We start from the raw sequence: 16,577 nt of genomic DNA, 5'->3' as shown, positions 1-16,577 counted from the left end.
CCCCGCTGGAGTGTGCGCCGTGGCGCTGGTCGAGATCCCCGGTTCGAAGTCGGTCACGGCGCGTGCGCTGTTCCTGGCCGCGGCGGCGGACGGGGTGACCACCCTGGTGCGACCGCTGGTGTCCGACGACACCGAGGGGTTCGCCGAGGGGCTGCGCGCGCTCGGGTACCGGGTGGAGCGCGACGAGCGGGAGTGGCGCATCACCGGGCGCCCGCAGGGGCCGGCGGCCGACGGGGCGACGGTGTTCTGCCGGGACGGCGCGACCACCGCGCGCTTCCTGCCGACGCTGGCCGCCGCCGGACACGGCACCTTCCACTTCGACGCGTCCGAGCAGATGCGCCGCCGCCCGCTCGGCCCGCTCATCGCCGCGCTGCGCGACCTCGGCGTCGACCTGGAGCACCACGGCGCCGAGGGCCACCACCCGCTGAGCGTCCGGGCGGCGGGCGTCGAGGGCGGCGAGGTGGTGCTCGACGCCGGGCTGTCCTCGCAGTACCTGACGGCCCTGCTGCTGCTCGGCCCGCTCACCCGCACCGGCCTGCGGATCCGGGTCACCGACCTGGTCTCCGCGCCGTACGTCGAGATCACCCTGGCGATGATGCGCGGCTTCGGCGTCGAGGTGGCCTGCGCGGGGAACGTGTTCGAGGTGCCGCCGGGCGGCTACACCGCCGCCCGGTACCCGGTCGAGCCGGACGCCTCCACCGCCTCGTACTTCTTCGCCGCCGCCGCGCTGACCGGCCGCGAGGTGACCGTCCCCGGCCTGGGCCGCGGCGCGCTCCAGGGCGACCTGCGCTTCGTCGAGGTGCTGGAGCGGCTCGGCGCGAAGGTCGAGACCGGGGCGGACGCCACCACCGTCACCGGCGGCACCCTCACCGGCGGCACCGTCAACATGCGCGACATCTCCGACACCATGCCGACGCTGGCCGCCATCGCCCCGTTCGCCTCCGGCCCGATCCGGATCGAGGACGTCTACAACACCCGGATCAAGGAGTGCGACCGCCTCGACGCCTGCGCGGAGAACCTGCGCCGCCAGGGCATCGACGTCGCCACCGGCCGGGACTGGATCGAGATCCGCCCCGGCACCCCGGAGCCGGTCGAGATCGAGACCCGGGGCGACCACCGGATCGTGATGTCCTTCGCCGTCGCCGGGCTGCGCACCCCGGGCACGACCTTCGACGACCCGGGGTGCGTGCGCAAGACCTTCCCCGGCTTCCACGAGGCGTTCGCCGCCTGGGCGGCCCGGGCGGCGGACTGAGCCGCCCGGGCCGCCGCCCGGCCGGAGCGGGTCAGTCCTTCACCGCGCCGCCCAGCCCGGACACCATGTGCCGCTGGACCAGCACGAAGAAGACCAGCACCGGGACGGTCATCAGGGTCGAGGCGGCCATGATGCCGCCCCAGTCGTTCTCGTCCGGCTTGAAGAACACCATCAGCGCGGCCGGCAGCGTCTGGTGGTCGGTGTCCAGGATCAGCGTCTTGGCGAACACGAAGTCGTTCCACGCGGTGATGAAGGAGAACACGCTGGTCGCCGCCAGCCCGGGGGCGACCAGCGGGAACAGGATCCGCCACAGGACGGTGAACCGGCTCGCGCCGTCGATCCGGGCCGCCTCCTCCAGCGACTCGGGCACCGCCGCGACGAAGCCGCGCAGCATCCACACCGCGAACGGCAGCGAGAACGCCAGGTTCACCAGCATCAGCGAGCCCAGCGAGGAGAGGCCGAAGCCCGGCGCGACCGAGCCGATGTCGCGCACCAGGAAGAACAGCGGGATGGTCAGCGCCTCCACCGGCACCATCTGCGCCACCAGGAACATGATCAGGATCGTGGTCCGGAACCGGAACCTGAACCGGGACAGCGCCACCGCCGCCAGGAAGGCGATCGCGGCGGACACCACCACCACGACCACCGCCACCAGCATGCTGTTCACGAAGTACCGCCCGAACCCGGACACCCCCAGCGCGTTGCGGAAGTTCTCCAGCGTCGGCGCGAACGTCCACGGCCGCGGGTGCGCCGAGGTGATCTCGCCCTTCGGCTTCACCGCCGACAGCACCATCCAGTACAGCGGGAACACCGTCAGCAGGGCGAGCACCACGGCGGCCGTGTTGGCACCCTGCCGCAGCACCCGGCTGTCGCGGCGCTTGATCGAGAAGGGCTTGTCGGTCACAGTTCCTCCCCGGAGCGGCGCAGGCTGCGGACGTAGACGGCGGTGACGGCCAGCAGGATGACGGTCATCAGGACGCCGATGGCCGCGCCGAGGCTGTAGTTCTCCGCGACGAAGGCCTTCTGGTAGGCGTAGACGTTGAGAACCAGGTTCTGGCCGGCGATGCCGCCGCCGCCGGTCATCACGTAGATCTGGGTGAAGACCTTGAAGTCCCAGATGATCGACTGGATCACCACGATCACCAGCAGCGGGCGCAGCATCGGCAGCATGATCCTGCGGAAGACCGTGGTGGTGCCGGCGCCGTCCAGGCGGGCCGCCTCCAGGACGGAGTCCGGGATGGCCTGGATGCCCGCGTAGAGGGTGATCATCACGAACGGGAAGCTGTGCCAGACCACCACCACGGCGACCATGGCGAAGGCCGACCACTTGTCGTACATCCAGTTGTGGCCCTGGGTGCCGAGGACTTCGTTGACCAGGCCGGAGTTGGTGTCCAGCAGGAACATCCACACCGTGGAGCCGGTCATCGCGGGGGCGGCCCAGGCGCCCAGGGCGCCGAACATCAGCATCAGCCGCGGCCACCGGCCGACCCGGGTCAGCAGCACCGCGCAGGTCGCGCCGACCGCCAGGGTGGCCAGGACGCAGAACGCGGCGAACGCCAGGGTCTGGGCGAGCACCGACCAGAACTGCGCGTCGCCCAGCACCTCGGCGTAGTTGGCGAGTCCGACGAACTCGGTCGGCACCCCGCCGGAGGCCTGCGGCTGGCCGAACTCGAGCACCGAGAGCAGGCCCAGCTGGTACAGCGGATAGCCGAACAGCGGGATCAGCACCAGGGCGGCCGGCAGCAGCAGCCAGAGCGGGACGGGTATCCGGGCGAGCGGCCCGGGGCGGCGGCGACCCTTCGCGGGGGCGCCGCCCGCCGGGCGGAGCGGGGTGGGGCCCCCGTGGTCCGCCCGGGCGGTGACGGTCGTGGCAGGCATCGACAACTTCCGCTTCTCCTACGGGTCTCCTACGGGCCGACGGCTACTTGCCGCTGAACGAGGCGTTCATCGCGGCGGCGGCCTCCTTGGTGGCGGCGGCCACGTCGGACTTGCCGGTGATGACCTTCTGCAGCATGGTCGGCACCACGTTCTGGGCGTCGATCCGGGCCCAGGCGGCGTCCTTCGGGACGAACTTGGTGCCCGCCTCGATGGTGTCGGTGAACGGCTTGAGCCACGGCTGCTTCTGCACCACCTCGGCGCGCGCGGAGGACAGCGCCGGCAGGTTGCCCATCGCGTCGAACAGCGCCAACTGGTTCTTCTCGGAGGCCAGTTCCTTCATGAAGTCGACCGCCAGCGAACGGTGCCGGGTGGACTTCATGACGCCCAGGTCGTTGCCGCCGGAGAACGCCGGGGCGATCTTCCCGGCGGTGGTGCCCGGCAGCGGCACGATCGCGTACTTGCCGGCCGCCGCGCCCGCCTCCACCGCGCCGCGCGAGGAGTTCGGCAGGATCGCCATGCCGGCCTTGCCCGCCGCGAACGCCTCGACGGTCTTGCCGCCGGTCAGGTCGGCGCACTGCTGGGCCGGGCAGATCGCGTCCGTGAACAGGTCGGTGTACCGCTTCACGCCGGCCTGCGACTGCGCCGAGTCGATCGCCGAGGTGTACGCCGAGCCGTTCCGCGCCGCCAGGTCGCCGCCGCCGGCCCAGACGAACGGCAGCGCGCCGAAGGTGTACTTGCCGCCTACCGCGATGCCCAGCAGGTCGCCGTGCGCGGCCCGGACCTTCTCCGCCGCCGACTTCAGCTCGTCGTACGTGGTCGGCGCCGACAGGCCCAGCTCGGTGAACACATCGGTGCGGTAGTACAGCGCCCGCACGCCCAGCCACCAGGGCAGGCCGTACGTCTTGCCGTCGACCACGGCGGTGTCCTTCAGGTCCTGCGGCAGGTCCTTGCCCCCGGTCCAGTCCGCCAGGTCGGAGGTGATGTCGGCCAGGCCGCCCGAGGCGGTGTAGCCGAACAGGTCGGTGTTGCCGAACTCCACCACGTCCGGGGCCGAGGACGGGTCGTTGAACGCGCCCTTCATCTTCTCGGCGCGCGGACCGGCGTCGGTCGGGATGTACGAGACCTCGACCTCGACGCCCGCGTGCTTCGCCTTGAAGTCGGCGACGGCCTGCGCCACCACCTGCTCCTTCGGCGCCCGGTTCGCCTCGTCGTACAGCCAGACCTTCACGGTGCCGGTCTGCTCGTCCTGCGAGGACGCGGTCTTCGCGGTGCCCGGCGCACAGGCCGTGGCCACGGTGCCGGCCAGCAGGGCAAGGGCGGCACCACGGGCCAGCTTCTTCATGCTCAACTCATCTCCTCGCCGCAGCGGGACGCACCTGCGCGCCCCGGGACGAACCGGGACATGCAGTGGGGGATCGGTGTGAGCGGGACGTTAGGAACTCGCCGGGCGCGGCGACAAGAGCAGAGCGCGAAAGTTCTGCACTGCAAAACGATGTGCTGCGGAACTGGCACCGCACCCGGGCGCGCCGTAGCGTCACACCCCATGACCAGCACCGCCGCCGAGAGCCGGACCCCTGAGGGCCGGCCGGAACGCAACCAGTCCGCGTCGCTGCGCCGCGCCCTCGCGGTGCTCGAACACGTCCGGGACCGCGCGGCGGCCGGCACCGACCTCAGCCTCACCGCGCTCGCCGACGGCCTGGAGATGTCCAAGTCCACCGTGCTGCGCCTCGCCGCCCCGCTGGTCGACGCCCAACTCCTCGCCCGCGACCGCGACACCGGCCACTTCCGGCTCGGCCCCGGGGCCCTCCAGCTCGGCCAGGCGTACCTCGCCACCCTCGACCTGCGCACCGCCGCCTCCGAGGAGGCCCACCAGCTGATGCGCGAGGTCGGCGGCACCGTCCACCTGTGCGTCCCCGACGCGCCGTACGTGGTCTACGTCGACAAGGTCGAGAACGAGACCGCCGTCCGGATGGCCTCCCGGATCGGCAGCCGCGCCCCCATGTACTGCACCGCCGTCGGCAAGGCCATGCTCGCCTGGATGCCCGAGGACGCCTTCGCCGGCGTCGTCGCCGACGGCCTCCCCGCCATCACCACCCGCACCCTCACCTCGGCCGCCGCCCTGCGCGCCGAACTCACCCGCATCCGCACCCGCGGCTACGCCGTCGACGACCGCGAGAACGAACCCGAGGTCCGCTGCATCGCCGCCCCGGTCTTCGACCACAACAACACCGTCATCGGCGCCATCTCCACCTCCGCCCTCACCTCCCGCATCACCGCCGCCCGCGTCCGCGAACTGGGCCCGGTCGTCGCCGCCACCGCCGCCCGCGTCTCGAAACGCATGGGCGCGACCCGCTGACGCGCGCCGCCGCGCGGGCTCAGGCGGCGTCGGTGCCGGTGCCGGTGCCGGGCGCGGGGGCGGGCTCGCGGCGGAGCCGGGTGCCGAGGCGGTCGAGGCCGATGACCAGGGCGCCGAGGACGGCGAACTCGACGACGAGCTGGACCATCTGGAGGCCCACCCAGGCGTAGCCCTTCTCGGTGGGGTCGAGGAAGAAGTAGGGGTAGCGGACCGGGAAGCCGGGGAAGAGGACGGCCCGGGTCTCGGTGAGGACGGCGTAGCCGAGGGGGTAGGAGAGCCAGAGCGGGAGGTCGCGCCAGCGGGAGGCGTTGCGGGGGGAGAACACCAGCCACTCGACCAGCACCATGACCGGGGTGGTGTAGTGCAGGAAGAAGCTGGACCAGTGCTGGAGCCGGTCGGGGCCGGAGACCAGGCCGGGCAGCGGGTTCTCGCCGTGGTTGAGCAGGACATGCGCGACGATGCCGGTGATGGTGATGTACAGGACGGCGGCGCCGCGCAGGCGGGGGGCCGGGGCGTCGGCGGTGCCGCGCCGGGCCATCCAGTAGACCGCGGCCAGGAAGTAGCCGAGCACGATCACGTTGCTCTGGATGGTGAAGTACACCAGGGAGCTGTTGCTGAGGAAGATCCCCAGGAACGCGGACAGGACGATGGCGCTGCGCCACCAGGCGGCGGGACGGGTCCAGACGGTCATGCGGTCACCGGACGTTCGTTTCGGTGGTGCCCCCCGTGGGCACGACAGATCGCCGCACTCTACCCGCCGGTTCCGCGGTCGGAAAAGATCACCGGTCGGGGCGGGTGCGGCCGGTCGGGGCGGACGCGTTCGGGGCGGGTGCGGCCGGTCGGGGCGGACGCGTTCGGGCGGGGGCGGCCGGTCGGGGGCGGTCCGGCGGGAGCGGTCAGGGCGTGCGGAAGCCGCGGAAGACCACGTCGGCGCGGCGGGCGAAGCCGAGCCGTCCGTACAGGGCGAGCGCGCCGGTGTTGGCGGCGGCCACGTGCAGGAAGGGGCGTTCGCCGCGGGCGGTGATCCGGGCGGCGAGTTCGCCGACCAGGTGGGCGGCCAGGCCCCGGCCGCGGGCCTCGGGGGCGGTGCAGACGGCGGAGACCTCGGTGAAGCCGGGCGGGCGGAGGCGTTCGCCGGCCATGGCGAGCAGCACGCCGTCCCGGTCGCGGACGCCCAGGTAGGTGCCGAGTTCGCGGGTGCGGGGCCGGAACGGGCCGGGGCGGGTGCGCTCCACCAGGTCGAGCATCTCGGGCACGTCGGCGGCCCCCAGTTCGACCGCCCGCAGGCCGCCGGGCAGCGCCGGGCGGACCTGCTCCACCTGCACCAACTGGTGGCCCTCCAGGACGAATTCGGGCTGCCAGTGGGCGGGCGGCAGGGCCGGGCAGCTGAACAGGTCGGCGAACTCGCCGGCTCCCAGCAGCCCGACCAGGTCGTCCCAGGCCCCCGGGCCGGGCCGGGCCCCGACGCTGCTGAAGCTCGCCACCTCGGGGTCGTACCGCACCGCCTCCCCGCACCGCCGCGCCAGGTGGGCGTGCGCCCCGCCCAGCGCGTGGCCCACGGGGTCGTCCAGTACGGCGGTGTCGAGGTCGAGTTCACGCATGGGGTTCCGGCCCTCCCGGTCGATCGGTCCGTCCATGATCCCGCACCCCCGGGCGCGGCAGCCGGGCCGGGCTCTTGTTACCGGCCGGTCACGTCCCTATCATCGCCACTGTGACAGCTTCACTGTCAAACCTGGGAGGCGGTCGACGATGACCTCCGCAACACCCCCCGCGACCTCCGCCGCGACCTCCGCGACACCCCCCGCGACCTCCGCCGCACCCCCCTCCGGCCCCCTGGCGGGCGTCCGGGTGCTGGAGCTCGCGGGCATCGGCCCGGCCCCGTTCGCCGCGATGCTCCTCGCCGACCTGGGGGCGGACGTGGTGCGGGTCGACCGCCCCGGCGGGCAGACGCTCGGGCCGGACCCGGCCCGGGACCTGACCAACCGCAACAAGCGCTCGGTGCTGGTCGACCTGAAGTCCGCCGCAGGCCCGGCCACCGTGCTGGACCTCGCCGCCCGGGCCGACCTGCTGGTCGAGGGCTGGCGCCCCGGCGTGGCCGAGCGGCTCGGCATCGGCCCGCGGGACTGCCTGGCCCGTAACCCGGCGCTGGTGTACGGCCGGATGACCGGCTGGGGGCAGGACGGCCCGCTGGCGCAGCGCGCCGGGCACGACGTCACCTACCTGGCCACCTCCGGCCTGCTCGGGCTGATCGGCCCGCCGGACGGCCCCCCGGCGATCCCGGCGAACCTGCTGGGCGACTACGCGGGCGGCTCGCTCTACCTGGTGGTCGGCCTGCTCGCCGCCCTGCACCACGCCCGCGCCACCGGCACCGGCCAGGTGGTCGACGCCGCGATCGTGGACGGCGCCGCGCACCTGTCCACCATGCTCTGGGGCCTGCTGGACGCGGGCCTGTGGCAGGACCGCCGCGGCGTCAACCTGCTGGACGGCGGCGCCCCCTGGTACGGCACGTACGCGACCTCCGACGGCCGCTGGATGGCCGTCGGCCCGCTGGAGCCGCGCTTCTACGCCGAGTTCGCCCGCCTGCTGGAGCTGGACGCGGACCTCCCCGACCAGTACGACCTGGCCCGCTGGCCCGAGCTGCGCGCCGCCCTCGCCGCCCGCTTCGCCACCCGCACCCAGGCCGAGTGGACCGCCCGCTTCGAGGGCCACGACGCCTGCGTGGCCCCGGTGCTGACGCTCGGCGAGGCCGCCGCGCACCCGCACCTGGCCGCCCGCGGCAGCTACCCCGAGCACGGCGGCACCCGCCAGCCCGCCCCGGCCCCGCGCTTCTCCGCCACCCCCGGCGCGCTGCGCACCCCGCCCGCCCGGCCCGGCGAGCACACCGCCGAGGTGGCCCGCGACTGGGCCGTCCCCGGCCTCGACCCCCCTGCCACGCAAGCCTCCTGAAGGGAACGTCCGTGCAGCGCGAGCTCTACACCGAGGAGCACGAGGACTTCCGCACCACCGTCCGGGCCTTCCTGGCCCGGGAGGTCGTCCCGCACCACGCCCGCTGGGAGCGGCAGGGCGTCGTCGACCGCTCCGCCTGGCTGGCCGCCGGGAAGGCCGGGCTGCTCGGCCTGGCCGTGGACGAGCGCCACGGCGGCGGGGGCAGCCCGGACTTCCGGTTCGCCGCCGTGCTGGCCGAGGAGTTCGTCCGGGCCGGGGCCAGCGGCCTGGCCGTCGGCCTGCACAACGACATCATCGGCCCGTACCTGACCGGCCTGGCCACCGAGGAGCAGCGGGAGCGCTGGCTGCCCGGCTTCTGCTCCGGCGAGCTGATCACCGCGATCGCGATGACCGAGCCCGACACCGGCTCCGACCTCCAGGCGATCCGCACCACCGCGGTGGACGCCGGCGACCACTACCTGCTCAACGGCGCGAAGACCTTCATCTCCAACGGCATCCTCGCCGACCTGGTCGTGGTGGTCGCGAAGACCACCGCCGAGGGCGGCGCGCACGGCCTGAGCCTGCTGGTGGTGGAACGCGACACGCCGGGCTTCGAACGCGGCCGCAACCTCGACAAGATCGGCCAGAAGGCCCAGGACACCGCCGAGCTGTTCTTCCACGACGTGCGCGTCCCGAAGGCCAACCTGCTGGGCGAGGAGCACCAGGGCTTCCTGTACCTGATGCGCAACCTGGCTCAGGAGCGGCTGGCCATCGCGGTCGCCGCGATCGCCGCCGCCGAGCAGCTGCTGGAGGAGACCACGGCGTACGTCAAGCAGCGCACCGCGTTCGGCCGGCCGCTGGCCAAGCTCCAGCACGTCCGGTTCGAGATCGCCGAGCTGGCCACCGAGTGCGCCGTCACCCGGGCCTTCGTGGACCGCTGCGTGAGCGAGCACAACCGGTACGCGCTGACCCCGGTGGACGCCTCGATGGCCAAGTGGTGGGCCACCGAACTCCAGAAGCGCACCGCCGACCGCTGCCTGCAACTGCACGGCGGCTCCGGCTACATGAGCGACAGCGCGGTCGCCCGGGCGTTCACCGACGGGCGCGTCCAGACCATCTACGGCGGCACCACGGAGATCATGAAGGAGATCATCGGCCGCTCGCTGCTCGCCTGAAGCCCGCCCGACCCCTCCGCCCGAAAGGCATCCCCACCGTGACCACCGAAGCGTACGTCTACGACGCGATCCGCACCCCGCGCGGACGCGGCAAGCAGACCGGTTCCCTGCACGGCACCAAGCCGATCGACCTGGTGGTCGGCCTGATCCACGAGCTGCGGCGCCGGTTCCCGTCCCTGGACCCGGCGGCGATCGACGACGTCGTGCTCGGCGTGGTCAGCCCGGTCGGCGACCAGGGCTCCGACATCGCCCGGGTCGCGGCGATCGCCGCCGGGCTGCCCGACACCGTCGCGGGCGTGCAGGAGAACCGCTTCTGCGCGTCCGGCCTGGAGGCCGTCAACCTGGCGGCGGCGAAGGTCCGTTCGGGCTGGGAGGACCTGATCCTGGCCGGCGGCGTCGAGTCGATGTCCCGGGTGAAGATGGGCTCCGACGGCGGCGCCTGGTTCGCCGACCCGATGACCGCGTACGAGACCGGCTTCGTCCCGCAGGGCATCGGCGCCGACCTGATCGCCACCGTCGAGGGCTTCACCCGCACCGACGTGGACGCGTTCGCCGCCGAGTCGCAGGCCCGGGCCGCGAAGGCGCAGGCCGACGGGCTGTTCGACCGCTCGACGGTGCCGGTGCTGGACCGCAACGGGCTGGTGGTGCTGGGCCGCGACGAGTTCATCCGCCCCGGCACCACGGTGGAGTCGCTGGCCGGGCTCAAGCCCTCCTTCGCGGACATCGGCGACCTCGGCGGCTTCGACGCCGTCGCGCTCCAGAAGTACCACTGGGTGGAGTCCATCGACCACGTCCACCACGCCGGCAACTCCTCCGGCATCGTGGACGGCGCCGCGCTGGTCGCGATCGGCTCGCGCGAGATCGGCGAGCGGTACGGCCTCACCCCGCGGGCCCGGATCGTCTCCGCCGCGGTCTCCGGCTCCGAACCCACCATCATGCTCACCGGCCCGGCCCCCGCCACCCGCAAGGCGCTCGCCAAGGCCGGGCTGAGCGCCGCCGACATCGACCTGGTCGAGATCAACGAGGCGTTCGCCGCCGTCGCGCTGCGCTTCATGCGCGAACTCGGCTTCCGGCACGACCAGGTGAACGTCAACGGCGGCGCGATCGCGCTCGGCCACCCGCTCGGCGCGGCCGGCGCGATGCTGCTCGGCACCCTGGTCGACGAGCTGGAGCGCCGCGACCTGCGCTACGGCCTGGCCACGCTGTGCGTCGGCGGCGGCATGGGCATCGCCACCGTCGTCGAACGCGTCACCGCCTGACCACCCGTCCCCTCACGTACTCACCCAAGGACTCCAACGACATGACCGACGTGAGCAGCCCCATCCGCTGGGAGCAGGACCAGGACGGCGTGGTCACCCTCGTCCTCGACGACCCCGCCCAGTCCGCCAACACCATGAACGCCGGCTTCACCGACGCGCTCGAAGCCACCGTCGAACGGCTCGCCGCCACCGAGGAGTTGACCGGCGTCGTCATCACCTCCGCGAAGAAGACCTTCTTCGCCGGCGGCGACCTCAAACTGCTCTCCGCCGTCGGCCCGGCCGACGCCGAGCAGGTCTTCGCGAACTCGATGCGGATCAAGCGCGCGCTGCGCCGGCTGGAGACGCTCGGCCGGCCGGTGGTCGCCGCGATCAACGGCGCCGCGCTCGGCGGCGGCCTGGAGATCGCGCTGGCCTGCCACCACCGGATCGCGCTGGACGCCCCCGGCAGCAAGATCGGCCTGCCCGAGGTCACCCTCGGCCTGCTGCCCGGCGGCGGCGGAGTGGTGCGCACCGTGCGGATGCTCGGCATCGCCGACGCCCTGCTCAAGGTGCTGCTCCAAGGGCAGCAGTACCGCCCGGCGCAGGCCCTGGAGCACGGCCTGGTGCACGAACTCGCCTCCGACGCGCAGGAGATGGACGCCAAGGCGCGCGCGTTCATCGCCGCGAACCCGACCAGCCTCCAGCCCTGGGACGCCAAGGGGTACCGGATCCCCGGCGGCACCCCCAGCACCCCGGCCTTCGCCGCCAACCTGCCCGCCTTCCCGGCCAACCTGCGCAAGCAGCTGAACGGCGCGCCCTACCCCGCGCCGCGCAACATCCTGGCGGCGGCCGTGGAGAGCTCCCAGGTCGACGTGGACACCGCGTTCGCGATCGAGGCCCGGTACTTCACCGAACTCGCCTGCGGGCCCACCTCGAAGAACATGATCCAGGCGTTCTTCTTCGACCTCCAGGCCGTCAACTCCGGTGCCTCACGCCCGAGTGCGGTGCCCGCCCGGAAGGCGGCGAAGGTCGCGGTGCTGGGCGCGGGCATGATGGGCGCGGGCATCGCGTACTCCTGCGCCAAGGCCGGCCTGGACGTCCTGCTCAAGGACGTCAGCGCGGAGGCCGCCGAGCGCGGCAAGGCGTACAGCGCGGGCCTGCTGGACAAGCAGGTGGCGCGCGGCCGGATGACCGCCGGCGAACGCGAGGCGTTCCTGGCCCGGATCACCCCCACCGCGGACGCCGCCGACCTGGCCGGCTGCGACACCGTCATCGAGGCGGTCTTCGAGCAGCCCGAACTCAAGCACAAGGTCTTCCAGGAGGTCCAGCACCTGGTCGCCCCCGACGCGCTGCTCTGCTCCAACACCTCCACCCTGCCGATCGGCCTGCTCGCCGAGGGCGTCGACCGGCCCGCCGACTTCATCGGCCTGCACTTCTTCTCGCCGGTCGACAAGATGCCGCTGGTGGAGATCATCCGCGGCCCGGAGACCGGCGACGAGGCGCTGGCCCGCGCCTTCGACCTGGTCCGGCAGATCCGCAAGACCCCGATCGTGGTCAACGACTCCCGCGGCTTCTTCACCTCCCGGGTCATCGGCCAGTTCCTCAACGAGGGCGTCGCGATGATCGGCGAGGGCCTCGACCCGTCCTCCGTCGAACAGGCCGCCGCCCAGGCCGGCTACCCCGCCAAGGTCCTCGCGCTGCTGGACGAACTCACCCTCACCCTGCCGCGCAAGATCCGCAACGAGACCCGCCGCGCCGTCGAGGAGGCCGGCGGCAGCTGGACCACCCAGCCCGGCGAGGAGGTCATGGACCGGATGCTGGACGAGTTCGGCCGCCCCGGCCGCAGCGGCGGCGCCGGCTTCTACGACTACGCCGACGGCCGCCGCACCCGGCTCTGGCCCGGCCTGCGCGAGCACTTCGCCCGGCCCGGCGCGGAGATCCCGTTCGAGGACATGAAGGAGCGGATGCTGTTCGCCGAGGCCATCGACGCGATCCGCTGCCTGGACGAGAACGTCCTCACCTCCGTCCCCGACGCCAACATCGGCTCCATCCTCGGCATCGGCTTCCCCGCCTGGACCGGCGGCGTCCTCCAGTACGTCAACGGCTACCCCGGCGGCCCGGCCGGCTTCACCGCCCGCGCCCGCGAACTCGCCGCCGCCTACGGCGACCGCTTCACCCCGCCCGCCTCGCTGGTCGCCCTCGCCGGGAGCGGCGGCCGCTACTGATCCTCGGCCCGGCCCGCCCCCTCCACCGGGGGGCGGGCCAGCTCCTCGGCCAGGGACCGCTGGAACGCCGTCACCAGGGCCTGCACCACCATCGGCTGGATGCGGTCGGTCAGCTCCCGCATCCGTTCCAGTTCGCCGGGGGCCGGGTCGCTCTCCCGGTACGGGCGCCAGACGGTGTCGCGGAACAGGCGGTGCAGGTCGTGGGCGGTGGCCCGGCTGTGCAGGCGGACCACCGCGCGGGCGGCCAGCAGGGTCTCCAGCGGGATCGGCACGTCCAGCACCCGCACGCCCAGCGGGAGCAGGCCCGGGTCGACCTTGAACACGTCCGGGTCGGCGGTGCGGTGCAGGGCGCCCATCGCCGCCAGCGAGTCGAGGTCCGCGTCCGACAGGGCCCGGCCGGTGCGGCGCTCCAGCTGGGCCCGGTCGGCCTCCTCGGCCGACTCCGGGGTCCAGGAGGCGACCAGCGCCCGGTGGATCGCCAGGTCCAACTCGCCGATGTCCTGCGGGAGTTGCGCCAGGTAGCGGTCGATCGCGGCCAGCGTCAGCCCCTGCCGCTGCAACTCCTCGATCAGCTCCAGCCGCCCCAGGTGCTCCGCCCCGTACCAGCCCACCCGGCGCGCCCCCAGCTCCGGCGGCGGCAGCAGCCCCTTCGCGCCGTAGAACCGCAGCGTGCGCACCGTCACCCCGGCCCGGTCCGCCAGTTCCTCCACCGTCCACCGCGGCCCGTCCGCCAACGCCCCACACCCCTCGCCGCCACTGTGACACCAGCAGTGTCCCACCCGCCTCCACCGCCGCACCAGGACCGGCCGGTCAGCAACCCGGCCCGGTCGAGTCGGTGATCCGGTACTGCTCGCGCTTGACGTTCAGCGTCCCGCCCGTGCGGACGTCCCACAGCACGGCCCAGTCCCCGGCGGCCGGGAACACCAGGTACGGGTGCTCCGCCACCGGCGCGGCCCCGTCCCAGCCGGCCTCGCCCACCGGGCGCAGGCAGACCAGGCGCGGGGCGATGCCGAAGTACGGCGCGGGCCGGCGGCCCGCCCGGGCCTGCTGCCGGGCGACGTCGGCGGCGTGCGCGGCGGGCACGATGACCTGCGTCTGGTAGAGCGCGACCGCCCCCGCGAAGGCGACCAGCAGCAGCAGCGCCGCCACCGACACCCCGCCCAGCGTCCGGAAGGCGTGCAGGTGCCGGGCGTAGCCGAGCAGCGACACCGCGACCAGCGGGCCCGCCACCACCACCAGCGCCTTGGCGTCGGCGATCACCTGCCAGAGCGCCGGGATCTGGGCGTCCTCCCGGTTCAGGCCGAAGCCGTCCAGGTAGAAGGCGTGCAGCGAGAAGCCGAACCCGGGCAGCCCGACCAGCACGATCGGCAGCAGCGCCGGGACCAGCCAGGCGGCGGTGGCCTGCCAGGTCAGGCCGCGCAGCAGCAGCCGCAGCCCGTTGCCGCACAGCAGCAGGCCGACCGAGGCCAGGGCGGTGGGCCATAGCCGGGCCGACGACGCCCCGGCCAGCGCGGCCAGCGCGGCGAGGACCGGCGCCCCCACGGCCCCGGCCGCGCAGGCCGCCGGGGTGCCGGGCGCGGAACGGGCCGTCCAGTGCGGCGCGTGGACGACCACCGCCGCGAGCAGCGCGCCCACCGGCGCGGTGAGCAGCAGGACCGCCGCCCGGGCCGCCGGACCGGCGTGCAGGCCGCCGAGCGCCAGCCCGGCCAGCAGCACCGCGCACACCCCCGCGGCGAGCAGCACGACCACCGTCCGGGTCGGCAGCGGAACGGCCCCGGCGCGGCCGGCGCGGACCAGTTCCGGGCCGACCGGGTGCGGCTCGCCGTCCGCCGGGGGCAGCGCGACGCCCGGCAGGGCCCGGACCGCCTCGGCCGCGGCCCGGTCCCGGACGTCGGGGCCCGGGGACAGGAACACCTCGCGCCCGGTGTCGAACAGCCCGGTGCGGGCCAGCAGCGGACGCCACCGGGCCGGCCCCGGCACCGGCCGCCGGACGGCGTACCGCCCGCGCGGCGGCTCCCGGCGGTGGACCGGCTCCTGGAGCCGCAGGTCGGCCTCCGCCGGGCTCCGCCCGACCAGCCGGGCCAGGGTGAGCCGCACCGCGAGGGCCGCCCCGGCCCGGGCGCCGGTGACCCCGGCCTCCACCAGCCAGCGGGCCCGGCGCGGCCCGTCCTCGTCCAGCACCGTGACCACCCAGCCGTGGGCCTCCAGCCCCGCGCGCAGCCTCGCCCGGCCGCCGGCCGTTCCGGTCACCTCCAGGTCGAGCCGGAACCAGTGGTCGTACGCGGTCATGCCCCGCCCCTCCCCGTCGGGCCCGATCAGCGCGGGGAGCCTACCCCGGGGCCCGGACCGCGCGGGAGCCCGGCCCGGAGCCCGGCCCGGCGTACGGACCGGGCGGGCGGCGGTGGTCAGCCCAGCGGGAGCAGTTCGGCGTGGTGGCGCCGGGTGACCTCGGGGTGGGCCCGGCTGTAGCCCTTCAGTTCGTTGACGCCGAACTCGGCGTGCAGCGGGTTCGAGGGGTCCCGGGTGATGCCGGGGGCGTGGTGGGCGTGCGGGAAGTCGAGCGGGGTGACGTGAGCGTCCAGCCGGGGGTTGTAGAAGAACGGGACGGAGAAGCGCTCGCGGGCCCCGGGCGGGGAGACCACCCGGTGCGAGGTGGCCTTGAGGTAGCCGTCGGTGGCGACCTCCAGGAGTTCGCCGAGGTTGACGACGAAGGCGCCGTCCAGCGGGGGGACGTCCAGGAAGGTGCTGTCGGGGCGCTCGACCTGGAGGCCGCCGACGGTGTCCTGGAGGAGCAGGGTGATGAAGCCGTAGTCCTTGTGGGTGCCGACGCCCTGCGGCGGGCCGTCGGGGGCGCTGCCCGGGTAGCGGACCAGCTTGAGCCGCAGGTGCGGGTGCGGGGCGAAGGCGTCGTCGTAGAAGTCGGGGCGGGCGCCGATCGAGGCGAGCAGGGCGTGCAGCAGGCGGCGGGCGACGCCGTCGAGGCGGTCGATCCAGTGCAGGGCGGCGGTGCGCAGCTCGGGCAGCGCGGCGGGCCACTGGTTGGGGCCCTCCAGCCACCAGTACGCGGGCTCGCCCGGGGCCGGGACGTGCGGCGGCAGCTCGGGGCCGATGTCGAGCTGGTCGCGCCAGTCGCGGCGGCCGCCGGTGCGCTCGTCGCCGGTGCGGGTGTAGCCGCGGAAGTGCGGCGAGTTCAGGTTGCTGACCGCCAGCCGGTCGGCCTCGGGCAGGGCGAAGAAGGCCCGCGTCGCGGAGGTCAGCGCGGCGGTCTCGGCGGGGGTGACGCCGTGCCCGGTGAGCTGGAAGAAGCCGACACCGGTCGCCGCCGCGCGCAGGCCGCGGTGCAGGCGCTCCCGGTCGGCGGGGGAGCCGTCGGCGAGCGAGAGGTCGATGACGGGGAGGGAGGTGGGGTGCTGCTGCGTCATGGGGGTGCGTCCGCGGTGGTGAAGACCCCGGCGGGGGACGGCGGGTCGCGCCGGAGGGGCCGGGGGAGACGGGGGCCCGCGCGTCCGGGTGGGAGGGCGGGGGCCG

14 protein-coding genes are annotated in these 16,577 nt (G+C 74.2%); 6 read left to right on the top strand and 8 right to left on the bottom strand.

Annotated features, from left to right (window positions below):
• Positions 1-19 precede the first annotated feature (19 nt).
• Entirely contained in the window at positions 20-1,252 is a 1,233-nt protein-coding gene (gene aroA, locus K353_RS16890) for a 3-phosphoshikimate 1-carboxyvinyltransferase (RefSeq protein ID WP_111554415.1), read from the top strand.
• A 31-nt stretch (positions 1,253-1,283) separates the two neighbouring features.
• On the opposite strand, the gene K353_RS16885 is transcribed toward aroA, so the two are convergent.
• Genes K353_RS16885 through K353_RS16875 form a run of 3 tightly spaced genes read right to left on the bottom strand, consistent with a single transcriptional unit; the run spans position 1,284 to position 4,472 of the window.
• Positions 1,284-2,156, bottom strand: a complete 873-nt coding sequence (locus tag K353_RS16885; RefSeq protein ID WP_370447614.1) for a carbohydrate ABC transporter permease — start codon at positions 2,154-2,156, stop codon at positions 1,284-1,286.
• Entirely contained in the window at positions 2,153-3,130 is a 978-nt protein-coding gene (locus K353_RS16880) for a carbohydrate ABC transporter permease (protein ID WP_111554414.1), read from the bottom strand. The genes K353_RS16885 and K353_RS16880 overlap by 4 nt, the downstream gene beginning before the upstream one ends.
• A 43-nt stretch (positions 3,131-3,173) precedes the next feature.
• Positions 3,174-4,472: an extracellular solute-binding protein gene (locus K353_RS16875; protein ID WP_111554413.1), complete on the bottom strand. Its 1,299-nt coding sequence runs from the start codon at positions 4,470-4,472 to the stop codon at positions 3,174-3,176.
• Between the two features lie 201 nt (positions 4,473-4,673).
• On the opposite strand from K353_RS16875, the gene K353_RS16870 reads away from it, so the two are divergent.
• Positions 4,674-5,486 (top strand): IclR family transcriptional regulator, encoded by an 813-nt coding sequence (locus K353_RS16870; RefSeq protein ID WP_111554412.1) that lies wholly within the window; start codon positions 4,674-4,676, stop codon positions 5,484-5,486.
• A gap of 19 nt (positions 5,487-5,505) precedes the next feature.
• On the opposite strand, the gene K353_RS16865 is transcribed toward K353_RS16870, so the two are convergent.
• Together K353_RS16865 and K353_RS16855 are read right to left on the bottom strand one after the other, a co-directional pair.
• Entirely contained in the window at positions 5,506-6,177 is a 672-nt protein-coding gene (locus tag K353_RS16865; RefSeq protein WP_111554411.1) for a Pr6Pr family membrane protein, read from the bottom strand.
• 205 nt (positions 6,178-6,382) lie between these two features.
• A complete protein-coding gene (locus tag K353_RS16855; RefSeq protein ID WP_370447613.1) occupies positions 6,383-7,123 on the bottom strand; it encodes a GNAT family N-acetyltransferase in 741 nt (246 codons plus the stop codon).
• Positions 7,124-7,235: 112 nt separating this feature from the next.
• On the opposite strand from K353_RS16855, the gene K353_RS16850 reads away from it, so the two are divergent.
• The 4 genes from K353_RS16850 to K353_RS16835 are packed head-to-tail and all read left to right on the top strand — an operon-like array spanning position 7,236 to position 13,049.
• Positions 7,236-8,432 carry a CaiB/BaiF CoA-transferase family protein gene (locus K353_RS16850; RefSeq protein ID WP_199528127.1) on the top strand — a complete coding sequence of 399 codons (1,197 nt, stop codon included), beginning with the start codon at positions 7,236-7,238 and terminating at the stop codon, positions 8,430-8,432.
• A gap of 11 nt (positions 8,433-8,443) precedes the next feature.
• Positions 8,444-9,586 carry an acyl-CoA dehydrogenase family protein gene (locus K353_RS16845; RefSeq protein ID WP_111554409.1) on the top strand — a complete coding sequence of 381 codons (1,143 nt, stop codon included), beginning with the start codon at positions 8,444-8,446 and terminating at the stop codon, positions 9,584-9,586.
• Positions 9,587-9,624: 38 nt separating this feature from the next.
• The gene (locus K353_RS16840; RefSeq protein WP_111554408.1) at positions 9,625-10,845 is read left to right on the top strand and encodes an acetyl-CoA C-acetyltransferase; all 1,221 of its coding nucleotides are present in this window, start codon (positions 9,625-9,627) and stop codon (positions 10,843-10,845) included.
• A 41-nt stretch (positions 10,846-10,886) separates the two neighbouring features.
• Entirely contained in the window at positions 10,887-13,049 is a 2,163-nt protein-coding gene (locus K353_RS16835) for a 3-hydroxyacyl-CoA dehydrogenase NAD-binding domain-containing protein (RefSeq protein ID WP_111554407.1), read from the top strand.
• On the opposite strand, the gene K353_RS16830 is transcribed toward K353_RS16835, so the two are convergent.
• The 3 genes from K353_RS16830 to K353_RS16820 all read right to left on the bottom strand — a co-directional run bounded on the left by K353_RS16830 (position 13,043) and on the right by K353_RS16820 (position 16,471).
• Positions 13,043-13,783, bottom strand: coding sequence for a MerR family transcriptional regulator (locus K353_RS16830; RefSeq protein WP_111554406.1), 741 nt, complete (start codon positions 13,781-13,783; stop codon positions 13,043-13,045). The genes K353_RS16835 and K353_RS16830 overlap by 7 nt on opposite strands.
• A gap of 76 nt (positions 13,784-13,859) precedes the next feature.
• The gene (locus tag K353_RS16825; RefSeq protein WP_111554405.1) at positions 13,860-15,338 is read right to left on the bottom strand and encodes a hypothetical protein; all 1,479 of its coding nucleotides are present in this window, start codon (positions 15,336-15,338) and stop codon (positions 13,860-13,862) included.
• Between the two features lie 116 nt (positions 15,339-15,454).
• Complete coding sequence (locus tag K353_RS16820; protein WP_111554404.1) at positions 15,455-16,471, bottom strand: isopenicillin N synthase family oxygenase; 1,017 nt, start codon at positions 16,469-16,471, stop codon at positions 15,455-15,457.
• Positions 16,472-16,577: the final 106 nt, after the last annotated feature.

Origin of the sequence: Kitasatospora sp. SolWspMP-SS2h, from assembly GCF_003259315.1 — a bacterium.
Lineage (GTDB): Bacteria > Actinomycetota > Actinomycetes > Streptomycetales > Streptomycetaceae > Kitasatospora > Kitasatospora fiedleri.
The sequence above is the reverse complement of the archived record's forward strand: the minus strand, read 5'-3'. Positions and strand labels throughout refer to the sequence as shown.